Origin of the sequence: Streptomyces asiaticus, from assembly GCF_018138715.1 — a bacterium.
Lineage (GTDB): Bacteria > Actinomycetota > Actinomycetes > Streptomycetales > Streptomycetaceae > Streptomyces > Streptomyces asiaticus.
Genome location: NZ_JAGSHX010000006.1, coordinates 2,571,646 through 2,592,713 on the forward strand (window position 1 = coordinate 2,571,646; position 21,068 = coordinate 2,592,713).

The 21,068-nt window shown below is 70.0% G+C and carries 18 protein-coding genes, 1 pseudogene and 1 riboswitch; of the genes and pseudogenes, 12 read left to right on the forward strand and 7 right to left on the reverse strand.

Features of this window, described 5'->3' with window-relative positions:
- Window positions 1-164: 164 nt before the first annotated feature.
- Window positions 165-869 (reverse strand): AAA family ATPase, encoded by a 705-nt coding sequence (locus KHP12_RS18470; protein WP_372455307.1) that lies wholly within the window; start codon window positions 867-869, stop codon window positions 165-167.
- 163 nt (window positions 870-1,032) lie between these two features.
- Window positions 1,033-1,143, forward strand: a riboswitch (glycine riboswitch).
- A 170-nt stretch (window positions 1,144-1,313) separates the two neighbouring features.
- On the opposite strand from KHP12_RS18470, the gene gcvT reads away from it, so the two are divergent.
- The 6 genes from gcvT to KHP12_RS18500 all read left to right on the forward strand — a co-directional run bounded on the left by gcvT (window position 1,314) and on the right by KHP12_RS18500 (window position 7,267).
- Window positions 1,314-2,441: a glycine cleavage system aminomethyltransferase GcvT gene (gcvT, locus tag KHP12_RS18475; protein ID WP_086885105.1), complete on the forward strand. Its 1,128-nt coding sequence runs from the start codon at window positions 1,314-1,316 to the stop codon at window positions 2,439-2,441.
- Window positions 2,442-2,607: 166 nt separating this feature from the next.
- Complete coding sequence (gene gcvH, locus KHP12_RS18480; protein ID WP_020868267.1) at window positions 2,608-2,988, forward strand: glycine cleavage system protein GcvH; 381 nt, start codon at window positions 2,608-2,610, stop codon at window positions 2,986-2,988.
- Between the two features lie 26 nt (window positions 2,989-3,014).
- Entirely contained in the window at window positions 3,015-4,280 is a 1,266-nt protein-coding gene (gene glyA, locus KHP12_RS18485; protein ID WP_037960868.1) for a serine hydroxymethyltransferase, read from the forward strand.
- A gap of 169 nt (window positions 4,281-4,449) precedes the next feature.
- On the forward strand, window positions 4,450-5,832 hold the full coding sequence (locus KHP12_RS18490; protein WP_086881469.1) for an L-serine ammonia-lyase: 1,383 nt from the start codon (window positions 4,450-4,452) through the stop codon (window positions 5,830-5,832).
- A gap of 89 nt (window positions 5,833-5,921) precedes the next feature.
- Window positions 5,922-6,503: a hemerythrin domain-containing protein gene (locus KHP12_RS18495; protein WP_086881470.1), complete on the forward strand. Its 582-nt coding sequence runs from the start codon at window positions 5,922-5,924 to the stop codon at window positions 6,501-6,503.
- Window positions 6,504-6,691: 188 nt separating this feature from the next.
- Window positions 6,692-7,267 carry a DsbA family protein gene (locus KHP12_RS18500; protein WP_086881471.1) on the forward strand — a complete coding sequence of 192 codons (576 nt, stop codon included), beginning with the start codon at window positions 6,692-6,694 and terminating at the stop codon, window positions 7,265-7,267.
- 164 nt (window positions 7,268-7,431) lie between these two features.
- Here KHP12_RS18500 and KHP12_RS18505 read toward each other — a convergent pair whose 3' ends face one another.
- Complete coding sequence (locus KHP12_RS18505; protein WP_211833181.1) at window positions 7,432-9,111, reverse strand: DEAD/DEAH box helicase; 1,680 nt, start codon at window positions 9,109-9,111, stop codon at window positions 7,432-7,434.
- A 14-nt stretch (window positions 9,112-9,125) separates the two neighbouring features.
- Window positions 9,126-9,503 (reverse strand): DUF2267 domain-containing protein, encoded by a 378-nt coding sequence (locus KHP12_RS18510; protein WP_086884152.1) that lies wholly within the window; start codon window positions 9,501-9,503, stop codon window positions 9,126-9,128.
- Window positions 9,504-9,821: 318 nt separating this feature from the next.
- Between KHP12_RS18510 and KHP12_RS18515 the strand changes: the two are divergent.
- The 3 genes and pseudogenes from KHP12_RS18515 to KHP12_RS18525 form a co-directional block, all read left to right on the forward strand.
- Window positions 9,822-10,227, forward strand: a pseudogene (locus KHP12_RS18515) (L-serine ammonia-lyase, iron-sulfur-dependent, subunit alpha); the annotation flags it as partial.
- 137 nt (window positions 10,228-10,364) lie between these two features.
- The gene (locus tag KHP12_RS18520; RefSeq protein WP_086884151.1) at window positions 10,365-10,922 is read left to right on the forward strand and encodes a carboxymuconolactone decarboxylase family protein; all 558 of its coding nucleotides are present in this window, start codon (window positions 10,365-10,367) and stop codon (window positions 10,920-10,922) included.
- On the forward strand, window positions 10,919-11,776 hold the full coding sequence (locus tag KHP12_RS18525) for an RNA polymerase sigma-70 factor (RefSeq protein WP_086884150.1): 858 nt from the start codon (window positions 10,919-10,921) through the stop codon (window positions 11,774-11,776). Before KHP12_RS18520 ends, KHP12_RS18525 begins: the two co-directional genes overlap by 4 nt.
- Here the strand turns inward: KHP12_RS18525 and mca are convergent.
- Complete coding sequence (gene mca, locus KHP12_RS18530) at window positions 11,718-12,638, reverse strand: mycothiol conjugate amidase Mca (protein ID WP_246643604.1); 921 nt, start codon at window positions 12,636-12,638, stop codon at window positions 11,718-11,720. The two genes, KHP12_RS18525 and mca, sit on opposite strands and share 59 nt — an antisense overlap.
- 135 nt (window positions 12,639-12,773) lie before the next feature.
- Between mca and KHP12_RS18535 the strand changes: the two genes are divergently transcribed.
- On the forward strand, window positions 12,774-13,400 hold the full coding sequence (locus KHP12_RS18535) for a TetR/AcrR family transcriptional regulator (RefSeq protein ID WP_210609911.1): 627 nt from the start codon (window positions 12,774-12,776) through the stop codon (window positions 13,398-13,400).
- 4 nt (window positions 13,401-13,404) lie between these two features.
- Here the strand turns inward: KHP12_RS18535 and KHP12_RS18540 are convergent, their stop codons facing one another.
- Window positions 13,405-13,971, reverse strand: a complete 567-nt coding sequence (locus KHP12_RS18540) for a Uma2 family endonuclease (RefSeq protein ID WP_211833183.1) — start codon at window positions 13,969-13,971, stop codon at window positions 13,405-13,407.
- Between the two features lie 286 nt (window positions 13,972-14,257).
- Here KHP12_RS18540 and KHP12_RS18545 point away from each other — a divergent pair, with 286 nt between their 5' ends.
- Both KHP12_RS18545 and KHP12_RS18550 read left to right on the forward strand, forming a co-directional pair.
- Complete coding sequence (locus KHP12_RS18545; protein ID WP_211833184.1) at window positions 14,258-19,462, forward strand: RHS repeat-associated core domain-containing protein; 5,205 nt, start codon at window positions 14,258-14,260, stop codon at window positions 19,460-19,462.
- A 5-nt stretch (window positions 19,463-19,467) separates the two neighbouring features.
- Window positions 19,468-19,848 (forward strand): hypothetical protein, encoded by a 381-nt coding sequence (locus KHP12_RS18550; RefSeq protein ID WP_143678431.1) that lies wholly within the window; start codon window positions 19,468-19,470, stop codon window positions 19,846-19,848.
- A gap of 94 nt (window positions 19,849-19,942) precedes the next feature.
- Here KHP12_RS18550 and KHP12_RS18555 read toward each other — a convergent pair whose 3' ends face one another.
- Together KHP12_RS18555 and KHP12_RS18560 are read right to left on the reverse strand one after the other, a co-directional pair.
- Window positions 19,943-20,167, reverse strand: a complete 225-nt coding sequence (locus KHP12_RS18555; RefSeq protein WP_086885700.1) for a DUF397 domain-containing protein — start codon at window positions 20,165-20,167, stop codon at window positions 19,943-19,945.
- Window positions 20,164-20,988, reverse strand: coding sequence for a helix-turn-helix domain-containing protein (locus tag KHP12_RS18560; protein WP_086885699.1), 825 nt, complete (start codon window positions 20,986-20,988; stop codon window positions 20,164-20,166). The genes KHP12_RS18555 and KHP12_RS18560 overlap by 4 nt, the downstream gene beginning before the upstream one ends.
- Window positions 20,989-21,068: the final 80 nt, after the last annotated feature.

Here is a 21,068-nt window from a genome sequence, read left to right on the forward strand (position 1 = left end):
CATCTCGTCCGACCTGCCCGAAGCACCCTAACCGCTGGGCGGCCCGGGGCCGGAGGGGTCGGCGGCGATCTCCACAGCACTTCCCCACCTCGCCCGGACCCGCCCTCGTCACGCTGTGTGATGCCGATGGCCGATTTCCGGCCACTCCCGAGGGAGCGGCGTGCTCACTCGAAGGAGATGCAGCGCAGCGCGCTCGCGCCTCGCCGGTCCAGCAGCACCGCCGACGCGCACCCCCGCGGCGGCCGCCCCTCCTCCATCCCGGTGATCAGCCGCCGCATCGCGCGCAGATGCCGCCCGAAGGCGTAGGCGGAGACCCCGCGGCCACGCGCGGCCTGGCCCTCCAGCGCCTCCGTGGCGCCCACGTCCAGCAGCACCATATGGAGGCCACGGCCCCGGCGCCGCACGTCCCGCGCCAGCCAGCGGCGCACCCACGGCAGCGCGCCGCAGTCGTGCACCACGACGCTCGCGCCCGAGCGCAGCGCCCGGTGCAGCCCGGCGTAGTGGGCGTACCGGACCAGCGGGCGGTAGAGCGCGTACGGCAGCCAGCCGGGCAGCCGGCGCTCCCATGCCTCGCGGGTGTTCTGCGAGTCGACCCTGATGACGACCGCGCCCGTCTCGTCCAGAAGCGGCACCGTGCGGTTGATCAGCGTGCTCTTGCCGCTGCCCGGCAGCCCGGAGGCGACCAGCACATCCCCTGCCGGAAAGCGCAGCTCACGCGGGTCCGCGCCGCCGCCCTCCGCCCCGGCGCGCAGATCGCGCACCGCGCTTCTCCGACCGGGGCGTGCCGTCGACCCGGAGGGGATGCGGCCACGCCGCGCCGGCAGGAGCCTCTGTGTCGTCGCGTACGTTCCCTGCCCATGCACCGTGATCGTCCTCCCAGGTCGGTCAACGCTGCTCGTACCCGCAGAGTGTCAAGAAAAGGTAATGTCGGGCAAGGCTGCCCCTGTCCGGGCGGCCGGAGCCCGGTCGGATCGGGGCTTCCCTTCTCGGCCATACATGCGATGATGTCCGCGCAACTCCATACCGGCCGCTTGAATCCGCGCGGGAGAGTCCTTGGTCACCGGCATCCGTGCCGGGTGTCCAGGGCGCCGAAGGAGCAAGTCCTCCCTTGAATCTCTCAGGCCCCGATACCGCACGGACGAGGCAGATCTGAAAAGCGGGCCGCGCGGGCGCGGCTCCACCCAAGGTGCAAGCCGGGCCCCTTACGGGCGTCACGGCGAACCTCTCAGGTTCCGATGACAGATGGGGAGGACGCACGCGTCCTTGCCGTCCGTCCTCGCCGTCGCGCGACCCCGATCTCTGGAGCCTGAATCGTGACCGACGCCCCGCCCACCCCACGCCGTACCGCGCTGGACGCGCGGCACCGCGCGCTCGGCGCCACCATGACCGACTTCGCCGGCTGGGACATGCCGCTGCGCTACGGCAGCGAGCGCGACGAGCACACCGCGGTGCGCACCCGCGCCGGGCTCTTCGACCTCTCCCACATGGGTGAGATCTCTCTCATCGGTCCGCAGGCCGGGGAGGCCCTGGACCACGCGCTGGTCGGCCGGCTGTCCGCGCTCGCCGTGGGCCGTGCCCGCTACACCATGATCTGCGACGACGAGGGCGGCATCCTGGACGACCTGATCGTCTACCGCCTCGGCGACGAGGAGTTCCTGGTCGTGGCCAACGCCGCCAACGCCCAGGTGGTGCTGGACGCGCTGACCGGGCGGGCCGGCGGTTTCGAGGCGACCGTGAGGGACGACCGCGACGCCTACGCGCTGCTCGCCGTCCAGGGCCCCGAGTCCCCGGGGATCCTGAAGCGCCTGACCGACGCGGACCTGGACGGGCTGAAGTACTACGCCGGGCTGCCGGGCACCGTCGCGGGCGTCCCCGCCATGATCGCCCGCACCGGCTACACGGGCGAGGACGGCTTCGAGCTGTTCCTGGCGCCGGACGACGCCGAGCGGGTCTGGGAGGCGCTGACCGAGGCCGGGGCCCCGGTGGGCCTGGTCCCCTGCGGTCTCTCCTGCCGGGACACCCTGCGGCTCGAGGCGGGCATGCCGCTGTACGGGCATGAGCTGACCACCGACACCACCCCCTTCGACGCGGGGCTCGGCCGGGTGGTGAAGTTCGACAAGCCGGGCGACTTCGTCGGCCGCGAGGCCCTGGAGGCCGCGTCCCACCAGGCGGACACCGTCCCCCCGCGCACCCTGGTCGGCCTGATCGCTTCAGGCCGCCGGGTGCCGCGCGCCGGATACGCCGTGGTGGCCGCCGACGGCTCGGCGATCGGCCAGGTCACCTCGGGCGCGCCCTCCCCGACGCTGGGCAAGCCGATCGCGATGGCGTACGTGGACCCGGAGTACGCGAAGCCCGGCACCGAAGGGGTCTTCGTGGACATCCGCGGTGCCCGGGAGCCGTACGAGGTCGTGGCGCTCCCCTTCTACAAGCGCGAGCGCTGACGTTTCTCCGGGCGCGAGCGGTGCTCCGGCCCGTCGCCGGGCCTCTCCGGGCCCGAGCAGGGCCCCGGCCCATCACGCCCCCTCGGCGTCGTATCCCCTCGGCGTCGCATCCCACCAGCTAAGACCCGTTTCCCAAGCACTCCCCCGTATCCAGGAGAATCGGACCATGAGCAACCCCCAGCAGCTGCGGTACAGCAAGGAGCACGAGTGGCTGTCGGCCGCCGGCGAGGACGGCGTGTCGACGATCGGCATCACCGAATTCGCGGCCAACGCGCTCGGCGATGTCGTCTATGTCCAGCTCCCGGACGTCGGCTCCACGGTCTCCGCCGGTGACACCTGCGGTGAGCTGGAGTCCACCAAGTCGGTCAGCGATCTGTACACGCCGGTCTCCGGTGAGGTCACCGAGATCAACGAGGACGTGGTGAACGATCCGGCGCTGGTGAATTCCGCCCCCTTCGAGGGCGGCTGGCTGTTCAAGGTGAGGGTGACGAGCGAGCCGGAGGACCTGCTCTCCGCCGACGAGTACACCGCCTTCGCCGAAAACTGACCCTCCTTATTCGATCGGGACCCTCGATGTCGCTTCTGAACAGCTCCCTGCACGAGCTCGACCCGGACGTCGCCGCTGCTGTCGACGCCGAACTCCACCGCCAGCAGTCCACCCTGGAGATGATCGCCTCGGAGAACTTCGCTCCGTCGGCGGTCATGGAGGCCCAGGGCTCGGTCCTGACCAACAAGTACGCCGAGGGCTACCCCGGCCGCCGCTACTACGGCGGCTGTGAGCACGTCGACGTGGTCGAGCAGATCGCCATCGACCGGGTGAAGGAGCTCTTCGGCGCCGAGGCGGCGAACGTCCAGCCGCACTCGGGCGCCCAGGCCAACGCGGCCGCGATGTTCGCCCTGCTCTCCCCCGGCGACACCATCCTGGGGCTGAACCTGGCGCACGGCGGCCATCTGACCCACGGCATGAAGATCAACTTCTCCGGCAAGCTCTACAACGTGGTGCCCTACCACGTGGACGCCGAGACCGGTCTGGTCGACATGGACGAGGTCGAGCGGCTGGCCAAGGAGCACCGCCCCAAGCTGGTGATCGCGGGCTGGTCGGCGTACCCGCGCCAGCTGGACTTCGCCGCCTTCCGCCGGATCGCGGACGAGGTCGGCGCGTACCTGATGGTCGACATGGCCCACTTCGCGGGTCTGGTGGCGGCCGGGCTGCACCCCTCGCCCGTACCGCACGCCCATGTGGTGACCACCACCACCCACAAGACCCTGGGCGGTCCGCGCGGTGGCGTGATCCTCTCCACCGCCGACCTGGCCAAGAAGATCAACTCGGCGGTCTTCCCCGGTCAGCAGGGCGGTCCGCTGGAGCATGTGGTCGCGGCGAAGGCGGTGTCCTTCAAGGTGGCGGCGAGTTCGGCGTTCAAGGAGCGCCAGGAGCGCACGCTGGAGGGCGCCAGGATCCTCGCCGAGCGGCTGACCCAGGCCGATGTCCGGGAGGTGGGCGTCGCCGTCCTCTCCGGCGGCACCGATGTCCATCTGGTCCTGGTCGACCTGCGCGACTCCGAGCTGGACGGGCGGCAGGCCGAGGACCGGCTGCACGAGGTCGGCATCACGGTCAATCGCAACGCGATCCCGAACGACCCGCGCCCCCCGATGGTCACCTCGGGTCTGCGCATCGGCACCCCGGCGCTGGCCACCCGCGGCTTCACCGCGGAGGACTTCCGCGAGGTCGCCGACGTGATCGCGGAGACGCTCAAGCCGTCGTACGACGCGGAGGCGCTGAAGGCCCGGGTCACCGCACTGGCCGACAAGCACCCGCTGTACGCGCATCTGTCCAAGTAAGCCGGAGCAACCCGGAGCAACCCGGACCCGGGGGCGCGTCCGCCCTGGCGCGCCCCCGCCGCACCACCCCGCACCAACCCACGCACGGCCCGCACCACCCCACGCACGGCCCGCACGCTTCCCCGGCGGGCACACGCTTCCCCCGGCGTGCAGACGAAGGAGTCCCCCGGTGGCCATTTCCGTATTCGACCTCTTCTCGATCGGCATCGGCCCGTCCAGTTCGCACACGGTCGGCCCGATGCGGGCCGCGCGGATGTTCGTCCGCCGGCTGAAGAACGAGGGTCTGCTGGCCCACACCGCGTCCGTCCGGGCCGAGCTCTTCGGCTCCCTGGGCGCCACCGGTCATGGCCACGGCACCCCGAAGGCCGTGCTGCTGGGCCTCGAGGGCAACTCCCCGCGCACCGTCGACGTCGATGCGGCCGACGGCGAGGTGGAGCGCATCCGCACCACCAAGCGGCTGCGGCTGCTCGGCGCCGAGATCGGTCCCGGCCACGAGATCGACTTCGACGACTCCTCCCAGCTGATCCTGCACCGCCGCCGCTCGCTGCCGTACCACGCCAACGGCATGACGCTGTGCGCGTACGACGCCGAGGGCCATCCGCTGTTGGAGAAGACGTACTACTCGGTCGGCGGCGGCTTCGTGGTGGACGAGGACGCGGTCGGCGAGGACCGCATCAAGCTCGACGACACCGTCCTCACCCACCCCTTCCGCACCGGTGACGAGCTGCTGCGGCTCTCCCAGGAGACGGGCCTGTCCATCTCGGCCCTGATGCTGGAGAACGAGAAGGCGTGGCGCACGGAACCGGAGATCCGCGCCGGGCTGCTGGAGATCTGGCAGGTCATGGAGGCGTGCGTGGCCCGCGGCATGTCCCAGGAGGGCATCCTGCCCGGCGGCCTCAAGGTCCGCCGCCGCGCCGCCACCGCCGCCCGCGCCCTGCGCTCCGAGGGCGACCCGGGCGCCCGCGCCATGGAGTGGATCACCCTCTACGCCATGGCGGTCAACGAGGAGAACGCGGCGGGCGGCCGCGTGGTCACCGCCCCCACCAACGGCGCGGCGGGCATCATCCCCGCCGTTCTGCACTACTACACCCGCTTCGTCCCGGGCGCCGATGAGGAGGGCGTCATCCGCTTCCTCCTCGCCGCGGGCGCCATCGGCATGCTCTTCAAGGAGAACGCCTCGATCTCCGGCGCCGAGGTCGGCTGCCAGGGCGAGGTGGGCTCCGCCTGCTCGATGGCCGCCGGTGGCCTCGCCGAGGTCCTCGGCGGCTCCGCGGAACAGGTGGAGAACGCCGCCGAGATCGGCATGGAGCACAACCTCGGCCTCACCTGCGACCCCGTCGGCGGCCTGGTCCAGATCCCCTGCATCGAGCGCAACGGCATGGCCTCGGTCAAGGCGGTCACCGCCGCGAGGATGGCCCTGCGCGGCGACGGCCGCCACCATGTCTCCCTCGACAAGGTCATCAAGACGATGAAGCAGACGGGCGCGGACATGAAGGTCAAGTACAAGGAGACGGCGCGGGGCGGGCTCGCGGTGAACGTCATCGAGTGCTGAGGAAACCCATCAGGTGGCACACCGGTTTCCGCCGCCCGATTCTGGTCACCCTATGAGCTGACATCCACCGAAATGCGGAGGACAGCGTCATGAGCACTGCGCAGACCGAACGTGCGGAGGCAGCGAAGCTGCCGAAGGGTGATGTGGTGGCCATTCTGCTCGAGCAGCACGCACGCATCCGTGAGCTGTTCTCGGATGTGAAGGGCGCCGAGGGCAAGCACAAGCAGCAGGCCTTTGACGAGTTGCGGGCCCTGCTGGCGGTGCATGAGACCGGCGAGGAGATGATTCTGCGCCCGGTCGCGAAGGAAACAGCCGGTGAGCAGGAGGCCAGCGCCCGCAACAACGAGGAGAAGGAAGCGAGCAAGGTTCTCGTCGAGCTCGAGAAGATGGACGTCTCGACTGCCGAATTCGACAGCAGGCTGGCCGGACTCGAGAAGGCGGTCATCGACCACGCCGAGCACGAGGAGCGGGAGGAGTTCCCCGCGATCCTGCGGGACTGCTCCGAGGACAAGCGCCGGAGCATGGGAACGAAGCTGCAGATGACGGAGAAGATCGCCCCGACGCACCCGCACCCGGGGGCGGCCGGGTCCCCCGCGGCTCAGTGGGTGGTGGGGCCGTTCGCCTCACTCGTCGACCGGACGAAGGACCTCCTGAAGAGCGCCGCCGACTGACCGTGGGCGGTGGACCGCGAGGTCGGCCGCATAACGGGCCGAGGGGCGGGTCGCCCGTCGCGACCCGCTCCGTCACGCCCCTCGGTATCCGTTGCGCGTTATGTACTGAAATGCGGGTACTCCGAGGGCGCTAAAGAGCGGGACATCCGCCGCCCCACCGCCGTTTTCCGGCAGCGAGGAGAACCCGCATGCAGCCGCAGACGCCACTCCCGGCTCGGGTGCCGGCTCACGCGCCCCAGGAAGGCGATGGCATCGCGGTCGGCAACGGCCCAGTGATCATCGACGCGTATATCGACTTCCAGTGCCCCTTCTGCCGGATGTTCGAGAAGTCATCGGGGCCGCTGCTCGATGCCATGGTCACCGAGGGGCAGGTGACGTTGGTCTATCACCCGATGGCCTTCCTGGACGCCATGTCGACCAGCCGGTACTCCACCCGCGCCTCGGCCGCCTCGGGCTGCGCCTCCGACGGCGGGGCATTCATGGAGTACCTCTACACACTCTTCGACAACCAGCCGCCGGAGGGCGGGCCCGGGCTCAGTGATGAGGAGCTGATCGCGCTCGGCCTGCGGGTCGGGCTGAACGACGCCTTCGCCGCGTGCGTGCGCGACGGTGTTCATCTGGACTGGCCTCCGTACGTCACCGCCAGGGCGGCCGAACGCGGGGTGAGCGCCACGCCGACCGTACTCGTCGAGGGTGCCGCCGTAAGGCCCCACCCGGGCCTGATCAGGACCGCGGTGGCGGCCGCCCTCCACCACCCGGCGTGACCGGCGGACAGCGCGTGAGAGATGGTTACGCACGACGGTGAGGCTGAACGACACGGCGTACACCACGCGAAGAGGCTGCCGCGGTGGTCCTGAACCGAGAACGCACCGTACCTCACCAGCGCTTGAGCCCGTCCGAAGGTAACTCCCGGGTGCGGCGCCGCGGGTCAGCCCGCCCGGTCGCGCTCCCGCCGGACGATCGGCTTCCGGCCCTTGAGGGTGGTGCCGCGCAACGCCCGGATCACCTCATTGACCGCGGAGGCGGGGACCTCCACCAGGGAGAAGCGGTCGGCGATCTCGATCGAGCCGATGTCCCGCCCGCTCAGCCGGGACTCCCCGGCGATGGCGCCCACCAGATCCTGTGGCCGGATGCCCGCGCTGCGCCCGGCCCCGATGAACAAGCGCGTCATGCCCTCCGCGGGCGCCCTGGTTCCCCACGGGCCGCGGCCCGGTCCGCCGCGCCCCTCACGGTCCCCGCGTCCGCCGCGGAGGGCGACTTCGGGAATCTCCTCCTCGTCGACCGCCGCGCCCCCTGCCTCATGCGCCAGCTTGACCGCGGCCAGCGCCACATCCATCACGTCGAACTCGTCCGCGAGGGTCTCCACCACCACTCGGAAGCGGTCGAGATCGTCCTCGACGATGGACTCCTGCAGTGCCGCTCGGGTCAGTTCCAGCCGGCGGGCGCGCAGATCGGCGACGGTCGGCACCTTCTCCACGCGGATCTGCCGCCGGGTCGTCCGCTCGATCGCCTTGAGCATCCGATGTTCCCGGGGCTCGGCCAGCGTGATGGCGACGCCCTCCCGCCCGGCCCGCCCGACCCGGCCGATCCGGTGGACATAGGACTCCGGCGCGGAGGGCACGTCGTAGTTGACCACATGGGTGAGCTGCTCGATGTCCAGCCCGCGGGCGGCCACATCGGTGGCGACCAGCAGGTCCGCGGTGCCGCCGCGCACCCGACCCATGACCCGGTCCCGCTGTTCCTGGTTCATTCCGCCGTGCAGTGCCTCGGCGCGGTATCCACGTCCGTTGAGCGTTTCGGTGAGCTGATCGACCTGGTCCCGCGTCCGGCAGAAGACGATGGTGGCCCCCGGCGATTCCACGTCCAGCACCCGACCGAGCGCGGCGGGTTTCTGCGCCCGTGCCACGACGTATGCGGACTGCCGCACCTTGGGCGTCTCACCGAAGGCCGGCTTCTCCCGCTCGATCTGGATGCGTACCGGATCGCGCAGATGGCGCCGGGCCATGGCGTCGATGCGCGTCGGCATCGTCGCGGAGAAGAGCACGGTCTGGCGATCCGCCGGTGTGTCCTCGAGTATCGCGTCGATGTCCTCGGCGAAGCCCATGTCGAGCATTTCGTCGGCCTCGTCCAGCACCAGTGTCTCCAGGCTGTCGAGCCGCAGCGTCCCGCGTCCGATGTGGTCGAGCGCCCGGCCCGGTGTCGCCACGACCACGTCGACGCCGCGCTCCAGGGCGCGCAACTGCCGCCCGATGGGCTGCCCGCCGTAGACGGGCAGGACCCGGGTGCCCAGGTCGTGCCCGTAGCGATGGAGGGCCTCCGACGCCTGCATGGCCAGCTCACGGGTGGGCACCAGGACCAGGGCCGACGGCTTTGCCCCACCGCCGTCCTGGCTGATGCGCTGAAGCACCGGCAGGGCGAACGCGGCGGTTTTCCCGGTTCCCGTGGCGGCCTGGCCCAGCAGATCGCGGCCGTCCAGCAGCGGAGGGATGGCCTCGCGCTGGATCGGGGTCGGCTCCTCGTAGCCCAGCCCCGTGAGTGCCCGCAGCAACTCAGGGCGCAGCCGCAGATCGGCGAAGCCGATCTGTTCGGCGGTCGCGTCTGTTGTCATGGCCGCACGGCGGGTCAGGCCGGAGTGTGGATGAGTTCCTCGAACTCCTTCGGCAACTGCGACAGGACATGACGGAACTCACCGCCGCTGACCGCCTCCCGGACGGTGCTCAGCACCGCTGCCGCGCCTTCCCGGGCGACTTCCGGACTGGTCCGGGCCCGCGTGCTCACCCTGTTGACGAACTCGTCGAGCCCGAAGCCCTCCGCCTCCGGGGTCGGAGACACGAGAGACTCCTTGAGCGCCTTGGGCAGCTCCGAGGCAAGGTCGTCCGCCTCGCCCCTGGTGATCCGTTCGGCCAGGGTCGCCAGGGTGGCGTGGGTAAAGGCCTCCGCCTGCTCGCGCGGGAGGCCGGAGCGCTGGGAGACGGTGCTGATGAACGTCTCGTAGTCCATGAGAGGGCTGCCTCTCTTCGGTATTTCCACTTTCCGGGATTTCTGGTGTCCACCACCAAGGCTCTCCAGCATGGCGACCCCGGCGGCCCGCCGCGTGCGCACGCCAGATCCACATGCGCGCCCTGAGTCGACCCGCCATGCCGAAACGGTCGGCGACAACGGCGCCTTGCCACACGGAGGCACCTCCAGCTCGGTGTGCCCGTGCATCGGCGCGTAGCCGGGGCGGCGGTAGACGGCGGCGCTACCCCCTCGGCCACCGACCAGTACGTGCACGCCGGCGCCGCTGGTGACCGTGGAGACCATTCCTCCACGCCGCGGGCCATCGGCACGCTCTTCAAGGATAACGCGTCGATCTCCGGCGCCGAGGTCGGCTGGTCAGGGCGAGGTCGGCTCCGCCTGCTCCATGGCCGCCGGCGGCCTCGCCGAGGTCCTCGGCGGCTCAACCGAACCGGTGGAGAACGCCGCCGAGATCGGCATGGCACACAACCTCGGCCTCACCTGCGACCCCGTCGGCGGCCTGGTCCAGATCCCCTGCATCGAGCGCAACGGCATGGCCTCGGTCAAGGCGGTCACCGCCGCGAGGATGGCCCTGCGCGGCGACGGCCGCCACCATGTCTCCCTCGACAAGGTCATCAAGACGATGAAGCAGACGGGCGCCGATATGAAGGTCAAGTGCAAGGAGACGGCGTGGGACGGGCTCGCGGTGAACGTCATCGAGTGCTGAGGGCCCGGGAATCCGGCCCTTCGTAGCGCGCGTGCCCGCCGGATGTCACACTCCGGCGGGCTTATCTGTCGCACCTGTGAAAGCCATTGCCACCACAGCCATTGCCACCACAGGTGCGACACGATGGGGAGCCCGCCATGGCCCGTATCCCGCTCACCCCGCCCAGGACCCTGCTCAACCGCATCGGCGCCTGGTACTCCCGGCGCGCCTACGGCAAGGTGCTCGACCCCGGTCTGGCCGCCGGCCACAATCCGCGGGTGTTGCTCACCTACGTCCGGGCCGAGCGCGGCGCCGCCAAGTGGAACCGCCTCGACCCGGGCCTCAAGCACCTCGCGGTCATGGCCGCGACGGCCAGGATCAACTGCTCGTGGTGCATGGACTTCGGCCACTGGGAGGCCGGCAACCTCGGGCTCCCGATGGACAAGATCTCCAAGGTGCCGCGGTGGCGCGACCACCAGGACGCCTTCACCGATGTTGAGTTGCTCGTCCTGGACTACGCCGAGGCGATGACCGAGACCGAGCCCCGCGTGACCGACGAGCTCGCGGCCGCCCTGGTCGAGCGGCTCGGTGAGGCGGCGTTCGTCGAACTCACCGCCATGGTCGGCCTGGAGAACTACCGCTCGCGCGTCAACAGCGCCTTCGGCCTGACCAGCCAGGGCTTCTCGGACACCTGCGAGGTACCGTCGCGGGCGTGATCGACACGACCACCTTCGAAGAGCACCGGCGGATGCTGTTCGGCATCGCCTACCGCATGCTCGGCTCCGTCGCCGACGCCGAGGACGTGGTGCAGGACGCCTGGCTGCGCTGTAGTCAGGTGTCCACGCCGGTGCGCGACCCGGCGGGCTATCTGGTCCGTACGGTCACCAACCTCGCGCTCAACCGGCTCACCTCGGCCGCCGCCACCCGCGAGCAGTACGTCGGCCCCTGGCTGCCCGAGCCGCTGGTCACCCGGCCGGACATCGGCGAGGAGGCGGAGCTGGCCGAGTCGGTCTCGCTCGCCATGCTCGTCGTCCTGGAGAGCCTGTCGCCGCTGGAGCGGGCGGTCTTCGTGCTCAAGGAGGTCTTCGGCTTCTCCTTCCGGGAGATCGCCGGAATGCTGGACCGCGGCGAGGCGGCCGTACGGCAGGTGGGCAGCCGGGCCAGGGCCCATGTCCAGGCCCGCAAGCCGCGTTACGACGCCCCGGCGGAGGTGCGGCGGCAGGTCACCGAGGAGTTCCTGGCCGCGTGCCTCGGCGGCGACCTGAACCGGATGATGGAGCTGCTGGCCCCCGATGTGACGGCGTGGAGCGACGGCGGCGGCAAGGTGAAGGCCGCCCTCCGCCCGCAGCGGGGCGCGGACAAGGTCGCCCGTTTCCTCGCCGCCGTCATCGCCCAGCCGATGGACGACCCCCAGGCGCACGCGGTGGACGTCAACGGCCGGCCAGGGCTGCTGTTCACGGTCGCGGGCCGCCCGGACGCGGTCGTCTGTGCGGAGGTCGAGGACGGGCGCATCACGGAGATCCGCATCGTCCGCAACCCGGAGAAGCTGCGGCACCTGCCGCCGCCGTAGACCGCCGGGGGCGGCGCACACCGGCGAACAGGTCGTCCTCGGGAGTCGCGACATCGATGTCGGCATCGGTATCGACGGCGACGTGGGACCGGGCCAGGTGGTAGTCCTCGGTGGGCCAGACCTCGCGCTCGACGTCACGGTCATGAACCATGAACCCGGTGTCCGGGTCGATCTGCGTGGCATGCGCGAGCAGCGCCCGGTCTCTCGTCGCGAAGTACTCCGCGCACGGCACCCGCGTGGTGATCTCCAGCCCCGCCTCGGGCAGTTCGGCCAGCACCTCCCGCATGCCCGAGTCCATGCCCCGCGCGGTCATGGCGTCGTGCAGGGCCTGGAACCAGGGCCGCGACAAGCCGCCCTGGTAGTACAGCTTCAGCGGCCGCCAGGGCGCGCCCGCCTCGGGATGGCGGCCCGCCTCCCCCGCCGCGTCGAAGGCGGCGACCGTCACCTGGTGGGTCCTGATGTGGTCCGGGTGCGGATAGCCGCCGGTCTCGTCGTACGTGACGACCACATGCGGGCGGAAGCTCCGGATCAGCCCCACCAGCCGCCCGGCCGCCTCCTCCAGCGGCGCGAGCGCGAAGCAGCCCTCGGGCAGCGGCTCGCCCGGCCCCGGGAGCCCCGAGTCGACGAACCCCAGGAAGCGCTGGCGCACCCCCAGGATCCGGCGGGCCTCGGCCATCTCGTCCCGCCGGATCGCGGCGAGGTTCTCCCGCACACCGGGCCGGTCCATGGCGGGGTTGAGCACATCGCCACGCTCCCCTCCGGTGCAGGTGACCACGAGTACCTCCACCCCCTCGGCGGCGTACTTGGCGAGGGTGGCCGCGCCCTTGCTGGACTCGTCGTCGGGGTGGGCGTGCACACTCATCAAACGCAGGTTCAAACGCACTCCTCGGGAGGCTCGTGGCGGCTGAGTGGCCGAGTGGCTGACGAGCCGAAAACTAGTCCGAACCCAAACTTAGGTCAAGCACAATATTAGCCCCGTCCATGCGAGGATGGGGCCATGACAGCAGGACTGCGCGAGCTGAAGAAGCGGCAGACGCGCCAGATGATCTCCGACACCGCGACCCGGCTCTTCATGGAGCGCGGCTTCGAGGCAGTGACCATCGCCGAGATCGCGACGGCCGCCCAGGTGGCCAAGATGACGGTCACGAACTACTTCCCGCGCAAGGAAGACCTGGCCCTCGACTACCACGAGACCATCACCACCGCCCTGGCCCGGACGGTCGAGGACCGCCCGACCGGCGAATCCGCCCTGACCGCGCTGCGCCGCGCCTATCTGGCCGCGGTCGAACGTCACGACCCCGTCGTGGGCTTCTCCAGCCCGGAGTTCGCCCGCATGCTCGCCGACAGCCCCACCCTGACCGCGAGACTCCGCGAACTCCACGACCAACGCGAGGAAGCCCTGGCGGACGCGCTCACCACCGCCACGGCGGCCACCCCCGACGACCCCACCCCCCGAGCCGCCGCCGCCCTCCTCACCGCCGCCCACCGCACCCTGTTCCACCACGTCCAGACCCTCACCCGCGCGGGCCACCCCACCGAGGAAATCGCCACCGCGGCAACTCGCTCAGCCGAGAAGGTCTTCGATCTGCTGGAGCCGTCCCTGGGCGACTACGCGGTGCGCTGACCCGTCAGAGCTGCCCGAGATCGACCCGCACCGGAAACGGAGCCGCGACCTTCACCACACCGGTGAACACGTCTCCCTCCCGGTAGGTCCTGGTCGCGGGGTCGAGGACGTAGGTATAGACGAGCGGGACGCCGGTGGCCGCCTGCTCGATCCGCCAGTAGAAGGCGATGCCCGCCTTGGCGTACTGGTCCACCTTCACAATGCGGTCGGTGGTTTCCGAACCGGGCGACACGACCTCGGCGACCAGCAGCACATGCTCGGGACGGGTGGGCGTGACGTCGATCGTTTCCGCCCGGTACACGACGACGTCCGGACGACGATTGGTGAGCGGCACATCCTGAAGCCGGACATCGGAGTCCGTATCGGCGTTCCAGTCAGGACCCGCGGCGTCTTCCAGGGCGTTGGCCAGGATCCGAGCCAGTCGGTTGTGCCGCTTCGACGCGCTGGGGCTCACCGCGACCATCCCGTCCACGATCTCAATGCCCGCGCACTGCTCCTCGGACCAGGAGTCGTACTGCTCAGCCGTGATCTGCTCGTGCATCCACGCCGGAGCGACCATCTCGGCGGCCATGACTCACCTCCCTGAACCCGCGCGACGGGTGCGGCACGCTGCGCTCAGCGTACCGGGGCAGGCGCCCCCTGCTCGGGACTCACGGCCCCGGCGCAGGGACCCGTCTCGGCTGCGCCACTGGCGCTCATGGCGGCGGTGCTCCACCCGTGAGCGTCGGACGCGCGGACCCGCCGAGGGCCCGCACCGAGCGCGGATCCATGGACGACATGCCCATGAACTCCCTTGTACGTGACCGCTGTTCGACTTAGCGTGACGGATCACCGGCAACGTTGAGGGGGCACGGGGCGTGGCGTTCTGGATGGCTGCGGCGTCGGTATGGGCTGTGGTGCAGCTGCTGTTGCTGTCCTGGCCGGTGCGGACGGTGCGGTGGCCGACGGTGCTGCTCGCCTTCGGGGTGGGCGCTTACGGCTGCGGTGTGCTCTCGATGGTGCTGGAGCTCGTGGTGGCACGGCAGTTGGCCACCGCGCGGGGGACCTCGCTGTCGGCCGTCATGGATGAGGTGTCGTGGACGACGGCTCCGGTGGTGGAGGAGCTGATCAAGATCGCACCGCTCCTGGTCGCGGGGTGGGCGCTGCGCGGGCGGATGCAGTGGGGGCTGGCGGACTTCGTGGTGCTGGGCGGGGCCGCCGGGGCCGGGTTCGGCCTGCTGGAAAAGGCTCTGATGTACGCCGAGTCCGCGGATAAGGCCGTTCCCCTGGATGAGGGCGGCTGGCAGATCGCGAAGGGGCTGATCGACCACCCGTATGTCCCCGGCCTCGGTCAGATCCTCGGCAGCTGGTTTCCCTCACCGACCGGCACCGTCGAGGTCGGAGGGCCGGTACTCCCCTATGAGGCGCACATCTTCACCAGCGCGCTGGCCGGACTGGGGGTGGGCTTGCTGTGGTGCGGTGCCCTCGTGGTGACCCGGGTCGCGGCCCTGGTGCCGCTGGCCGCGGCGGTGGCGATCCACTGGGTGACCAATTACGCCGCGGTCCACCCGGGCGATGACACGGCGATGGAGTGGCGGGAGCGGCTGGCCGGGGAGTGGGGACTGTGGATCATCCTGGGGTGCCTCGCCGCCGCGTGGATCTGGGATCTGCGCCGGTCCCGCCTGGGGCGGCGGCGCGCGCCTGATGTCGTGCTGGCCGCCGAGCGCCAGGGCCGGACCGCCCTCGAAGCTCTCTGCGGGTATGCCCTGCTGCGCCTTCCGGCCACCTGGATCATCGCCCTCGGCTACGCCCGGCAGCGCCGAGCGCTGCTGTACGCCACGGCCCATCCCCGTACCCGCGCGGAGAAGCTGGAGCCGCTGCGCGAGTCGGTCGTCCAGCAGACCCACCGTATGGACGCCACCCACAGCCAGGAGGCATGGCGTGGCGTGACCTTGACGCAGCTGTGGCACCGGGCCCGGGAGCAGCGACCCCGCTGGCCGCGGCACGAGAAGGCGCTTCTGGTGCTCAGCCTGCTGCTGGCCGTCCCCTCCCTGCTGTATCTGGCGGTGGGCTCCTTCCCGTCCACGAGGGATGTACAGGAGTACTTCACCGGGGGCACCGGGCTGCGGATTCTGGTCGGCGCCGCCCTGGCCGGGCTGGCCCTGACCCTGTGGCGCCTGGTCTCCGCCGTACGCGGCTACCGGGCCGCGGGCGCGTCCCCGCTGGGCGAGGCCCTGGCCCTGGTCCAGTTCCGGATCGCCGTCTGCGCGGGCTCGCTCGTCGTCGGCGTCCTGCTGCTGTCCCGCTGGTCGGCCATCGCGGACGGCGAGGCCCCGCTCGCCGGTTACGACATCCTGGGCACCGACCGGTTCCTCCTGGACAAGCTGCTCGAGGTCGGCCTTCCCCTCCTCCTCACCCTCGCCATGTTCGCCATGCCCTACGCGCTGCCGCTGGAGCTCGCCATGGGCGGAGGGCTGGCGGAGACCCTGCTGATGGGCCTCGCCCCGCGCGCCCTGGCCCCGATCGCCTCGCGCGTCGGAGCCAGGCTGGCGGCGCGTGAGGCGACGCAGTGGGCGCGCGGCGCGCTCCGGAGCCGTGCCCGGGGGGCGTTCTCCCGTACCTGGGACCGGGTGCGGCACGGCCGTACCGATCCGGTGGATCTGGCGACCGGGCGGATGTTCCTGCCACAGACGGATGTGGCGCTGCCGGGCGTGCTGCCGCTGGTGTTCTCCCGCCGGGTGGACTCCGGATACCGCGGCGGGCGGTGGTTCGGTCCGACCTGGGCCTCGACGGCCGACCAGCGCCTGGAGTCCGACGAGCAGGGCGTGGTCTTCTTCACCGAGGACGGTCTGCTGCTGGCCTATCCGCATCCGGTGCCGGGCGGCGCCGCGGTCCTGCCCGCGGAGGGCCCGCGGTGGCCGCTGGCACGGACGGCGGACGGGGTTGCGTACACCCTCACCGACCCGGACGCCGGGCTCGTCCGCACCTTCACCCCGCACGACGACGGAGCGGTGGCGCTCCTGCGGGAGATCGCCGACCGCAACGGCAACCGCGTCACCTTCGTCCACGACGCCTCCGGCACACCCCTCGAGATCCTCCACAGCGGTGGCTACCGGCTGCGGCTGACCTCGGAGCACGAGCGGATCACCGGCCTGTACGTGGGGGACGTACGGGTGATGAGCTACGGCTACACCGACGGCCATCTCACCGAGGTCATAGGCTCCTCGGGCCTGCCGCTGCGTTTCGTCTACGACCCGGCCGGGCGGGTCACATCCTGGATCGACACCAACAACCGCTGGTACTCCTACGCCTACGACGAGCAGGACCGGGTCGTCGCCGAGGGCGGCGAGGGCGGCCACTACACCCTCCGGATCGGCTACGACGGGGTGGACCCAAACTTCCCCGGATGGAAGGTCACGACCCTGACCTCACCGGACGGTGCGGTCACCCGCTATCTCATCGACGAGGCGCACCAGGTCGTCGGGGAGATCGACGCGGCCGGCGCGGTCAGCCGCACGACGTACGACCAGGCCGGCCGTACGGTCGCCGAGACCGATCCGCTGGGCCGCACCACCGGCTTCCGCTACGACGAACACGGGCATCTCACGGCCGTCATCCGGCCGGACGGCAGCGAGATCGGCGCGGTGCCCGACGCCCAGGGCAACCCGCTGCGGATCACCGACCCGGGCGGCGCGGTGTGGCACCAGACCTTCGACGCGGCGGGCAACCGAACCACCCTCACCGACCCGCTCGCCGCCACCACCCGCTACCTCTACGACCCGCGCGGGGGTCTGCTCGCCGTCACCGATCCGCTGGGCGCGACCACCCGGGTGCGCTGCGACGGGGCCGGGCTCCCCGTCGAGATCACCGACCCGCTGGGAGCCACGACCTTCTACCAGCGGGACGCGTTCGGCCGCGTCGTGGCCGAGACGGACCCGCTGGGCGCGGTGACCCGCTACGACTGGAGCCCGGAGGGCAAGCTCCTGCGTCGCACCGGGCCGGACGGTTCGGCGGAGTCCTGGACGTACGACGGCGAGGGCAACTGCCTCTCTCACACCGACCCCATCGGTGGTACGACGGTGTACGAGTACACCCACTTCGACCTGCTGTCCGCCCGCACGGGCCCGGACGGGGTCCGCTACGAGTTCGAGCACGACGCGGCGCTGCGGCTGACGAAGGTCACCAACCCGCAGGGGCTGACCTGGCGTTACGCGTACGACCTGGCGGGCCGCCTGGTGACGGAGACGGACTTCGACGACCGGGAAGTGCGATACGCGTACGACGTGGCGGGCCATATCATCTCCCGTACCTCCCCTTTGGGCCGAACCGTCACATACGCGTACGACGTGCTCGGCCGACTGATACGCAAGGCGTCCGACGACCGCACCACAACCTTCACCTACGACCCCGCGGGGCTCCTGGCCTCAGCTGCCGACCCGGACGCGGAGGTCGTCTACCAACGTGACCTCCTGGGCCGGGTGACGTCCGAAATGGTGAACGGCCGCGTCCTGACGCACACCTACGACCCCCTGGGCCGCCGCGTCCGCCGCACCACACCCACCGGTGCCGTCACGACCTACGCCTATGACACGGCGGGCAACCGCACCGCCCTGACCGCAGGGAACCACACCCTCGCCTCGGCACACGACGCGGCGGGCCGCGAGACCACGCGCCGCATCGGCGACGCCCTCACCCTCACCCACGCCTGGGACCCGCTCGGCCGTCTGACCGCGCAGTCGCTGACCGGCGCATCCGGTGGCATCCACCACCGGACGTACGACTATCGAGCCGACGACCACCTCATCGCGGTGGACGACAGCCTGGCGGGCCGACGCACCTTCGAGCTCGACGTCGTGGGCCGGGTCACCGCCGTCCACGCCCACGGCTGGACCGAGAGCTACGCCTACGACGCGGCGGGCAACCAAACGCACGCGGCCTGGCCGAGCACGCAACCCGCCCAGGAGGCGACAGGCCCTCGCACCTATACCGGCACGCGCATCACCGGCGCGGGCTCGGTCCGCTACGAACACGACGAGGCGGGCCGCCTCACCCTCCGCCAAAAGACCCGCCTGTCCCGCAAGCCCGATACCTGGCGCTACACCTGGGACGCCGAAGACCGCCTGATATCGGCCACCACCCCCGACGGCACGGTCTGGCGCTACCTGTACGACCCCTTCGGCCGCCGCACCACCAAACAACGCCTCGCGGCCGACGCCGAAAGCGTCCTGGAGCAGACGGATTTCACCTGGGACGGCCCCACCCTGGTGGAACAAACCACCACTACCCCGGACTTCCCCCACCCGGTCACCCTCACCTGGGACCATGAGGGCCTTCACCCGGTGGCCCAGACCGAGCGCGTCACCGAAGCCACCACCCAACGCGAGATCGACGCCCGCTTCTTCGCGATCGTCACCGACCTGGTCGGCACCCCCACGGAACTCATCGACGATTCGGGCACCATCGCCTGGCACACCCGCTCCACCCTCTGGGGCACCACGACCTGGGCCGCCGACAGCACGGCGTACACCCCGCTCCGCTTCCCCGGCCAATACTTCGACCCGGAAACCGGCCTCCACTACAACCACCACCGCTACTACGACCCGGATTCCGCCCGCTACCTCACCCCCGACCCCCTGGGCCTCGCCCCAGCCCCCAACCCGGCGACCTATGTCCACAACCCCCACACCTGGACAGACCCCCTCGGGCTGGCTCCAAAATGCCTGAACGTACTGGGAAAGGAGGGTAAAGACACCAATGAAAACTTCATATCTGGATCGACGGAAGGACAACACCTAGCCGACGACTTGCGCCACGAATCAGCCACATCTCCCTTCAACGAAAACGGCTGGCTCACCCCGGGGGCAAGAGCGAAGTCGTATCGAATAATTCCCGGCGATCAGATCGGCAATCCCGAGGTGCGCAGGCTCATGACTTCAGACGGCAGCACGCTCAGCGACTGGGGCAAATACACAACCCTCACGCATCAATCACCTTACGGTGATTTCCAGGTTCACTACTATTACAATGCAGTCACGGGACGAATGCTGAACTATGACTACAAGGTCGTCCTGAACAGGAGGTAACCAAGATGCGCGTCAGGTTCACACCATCACGAACCGAAGACACCGTGATACTGCAAGGCATCGACCCCCTCAAAGAGGGAAGAGAATACATCGTCTTTGAAATTTTTACACCCTACGGTAGGAGTGCGCTTTTCCGGATCGAATTCGCGGAGAGCGAGGAGCCGGCGTTGTTCGACAGCAGGGTTTTCACCGTGACCTCAACCGACCTACCACCGACTTGGCGCTACACAAGTTACGAGACAGGGTCGTTCGCCTTGTGCCCAGAACCATGGAGCCGACCAGGGTTCTGGGAGTCCTACTACGATCACGACCCCTCTGCTCTAGAAGTTTACGAGTCAGAAAAGCAAAAAATCATCACCGCCTCACAGACGACCAAGGCGGACTGAACCACGAACCACCCCGAATTGATCCTAAAGAGACAAGCACGAGGATGCGATATAAGGACCGCGAGCAGGCGACGAGGCCACCCGGTGCGGCGCCTTAGTTGGCCGGGAACTCTCCGCTGCGCACGGCACTCGTGAACGAAGTCCACGCCTCCACGGGGAAGACGAGGGCGGGGCCTGCCGGGTGCTTGCTGTCGCGGACGGGGACGACACCGGCGGTGGTGGCTATGGAGGGCGCGAACTCCACGCACTGGCCTTCGTCGCCGCTGCTGTAGCTGGACTTGACCCATTCAGCACCGGACAGGTCGAGGGTGGTGTTCATCGTGTGTAGTCCTCCATCAGTCTGCGGATCACGGCCAGCGAATCGTCCGGCGACAAAGCCGAAGCCCTGATTCGGTCGTACCTGGCAGTCGCGAGCTCCACTTCTGCCGGTGAATCGATCGTCTGGCCTGCCATGGCTGTATCTGCGTACACAATGCTCGGTCCATCGTCGAACGTCAGAAGGGTGAAGCTTCCCGGCACCGGAGGTGCTCCGGCCGAGGACGGCAGCACCTGAAGTGTGATGTGCGGAGACTGTGCTTCGGCTAGGAGGTGGGCGAGTTGGGAGCGCATCACTTCCCTTCCTCCCACCTCAGTGCGTAGACACGCCTCACTCAGGACGCACCACAGCAACGGGGGGACATCCCGTTCCATCACCTCTCGTCGCTGCAATCGTCTGGCCACCCTTGCGTCGATCTGGTCGGCGGTATCCCGAGGATGTGCGGACCGGAACACCGCCCGCCCGTACTCGGGCGTTTGCAGCATGCCCATGATGAGCGTCGCCGAGTAGTCCAGGATGCTGGTCGCCTGCCGCTCCAACTGCACGTACGGCACGAACCAGTCCGGATAGCCGTGCTGGCTGGCCCGCCTCCGCAGGCGCGCGAATGTGCCCGGCGTGCCGAAGACCCGGTCGCACGCGTCGGCGAACTCGGGACTGGCCAAGCGCTCGCCCGCCTCCACCTTGGCCACATATTGCTGCCCGTAGTTGGCCTTCAAGCCCAACTCCCGCTGGCTCAGCTCCGCCTGTAACCGCCAGGTCCGTACCTCGGCTCCGAGGAACGCCGCCCCGCTGGACGGTTCCTGGCCTTCCTTGACCTCGCTCACCTGTGGTTCTCCCCTCACCCCAAGCCTCTTGGTGTGCCCCGATCCCTGTTGCGCGCAGCCCCGCAGGGCAACGCTGGGAG

Coding starts and splice junctions, on each gene's coding strand:
- gcvH (WP_020868267.1), top strand. CDS start 2,608: ATGAGCAACCCCCAGCAGCTGCGGTACAGCAAGGAGCACGAGTGGCTG.
- glyA (WP_037960868.1), top strand. CDS start 3,015: ATGTCGCTTCTGAACAGCTCCCTGCACGAGCTCGACCCGGACGTCGCC.
- KHP12_RS18495 (WP_086881470.1), top strand. CDS start 5,922: ATGAGCACTGCGCAGACCGAACGTGCGGAGGCAGCGAAGCTGCCGAAG.
- KHP12_RS18500 (WP_086881471.1), top strand. CDS start 6,692: ATGCAGCCGCAGACGCCACTCCCGGCTCGGGTGCCGGCTCACGCGCCC.
- KHP12_RS18505 (WP_211833181.1), bottom strand. CDS start 9,111: ATGACAACAGACGCGACCGCCGAACAGATCGGCTTCGCCGATCTGCGG.
- KHP12_RS18510 (WP_086884152.1), bottom strand. CDS start 9,503: ATGGACTACGAGACGTTCATCAGCACCGTCTCCCAGCGCTCCGGCCTC.
- KHP12_RS18520 (WP_086884151.1), top strand. CDS start 10,365: ATGGCCCGTATCCCGCTCACCCCGCCCAGGACCCTGCTCAACCGCATC.
- mca (WP_246643604.1), bottom strand. CDS start 12,638: ATGAGTGTGCACGCCCACCCCGACGACGAGTCCAGCAAGGGCGCGGCC.
- KHP12_RS18535 (WP_210609911.1), top strand. CDS start 12,774: ATGACAGCAGGACTGCGCGAGCTGAAGAAGCGGCAGACGCGCCAGATG.
- KHP12_RS18540 (WP_211833183.1), bottom strand. CDS start 13,971: ATGGCCGCCGAGATGGTCGCTCCGGCGTGGATGCACGAGCAGATCACG.
- KHP12_RS18550 (WP_143678431.1), top strand. CDS start 19,468: ATGCGCGTCAGGTTCACACCATCACGAACCGAAGACACCGTGATACTG.
- KHP12_RS18555 (WP_086885700.1), bottom strand. CDS start 20,167: ATGAACACCACCCTCGACCTGTCCGGTGCTGAATGGGTCAAGTCCAGC.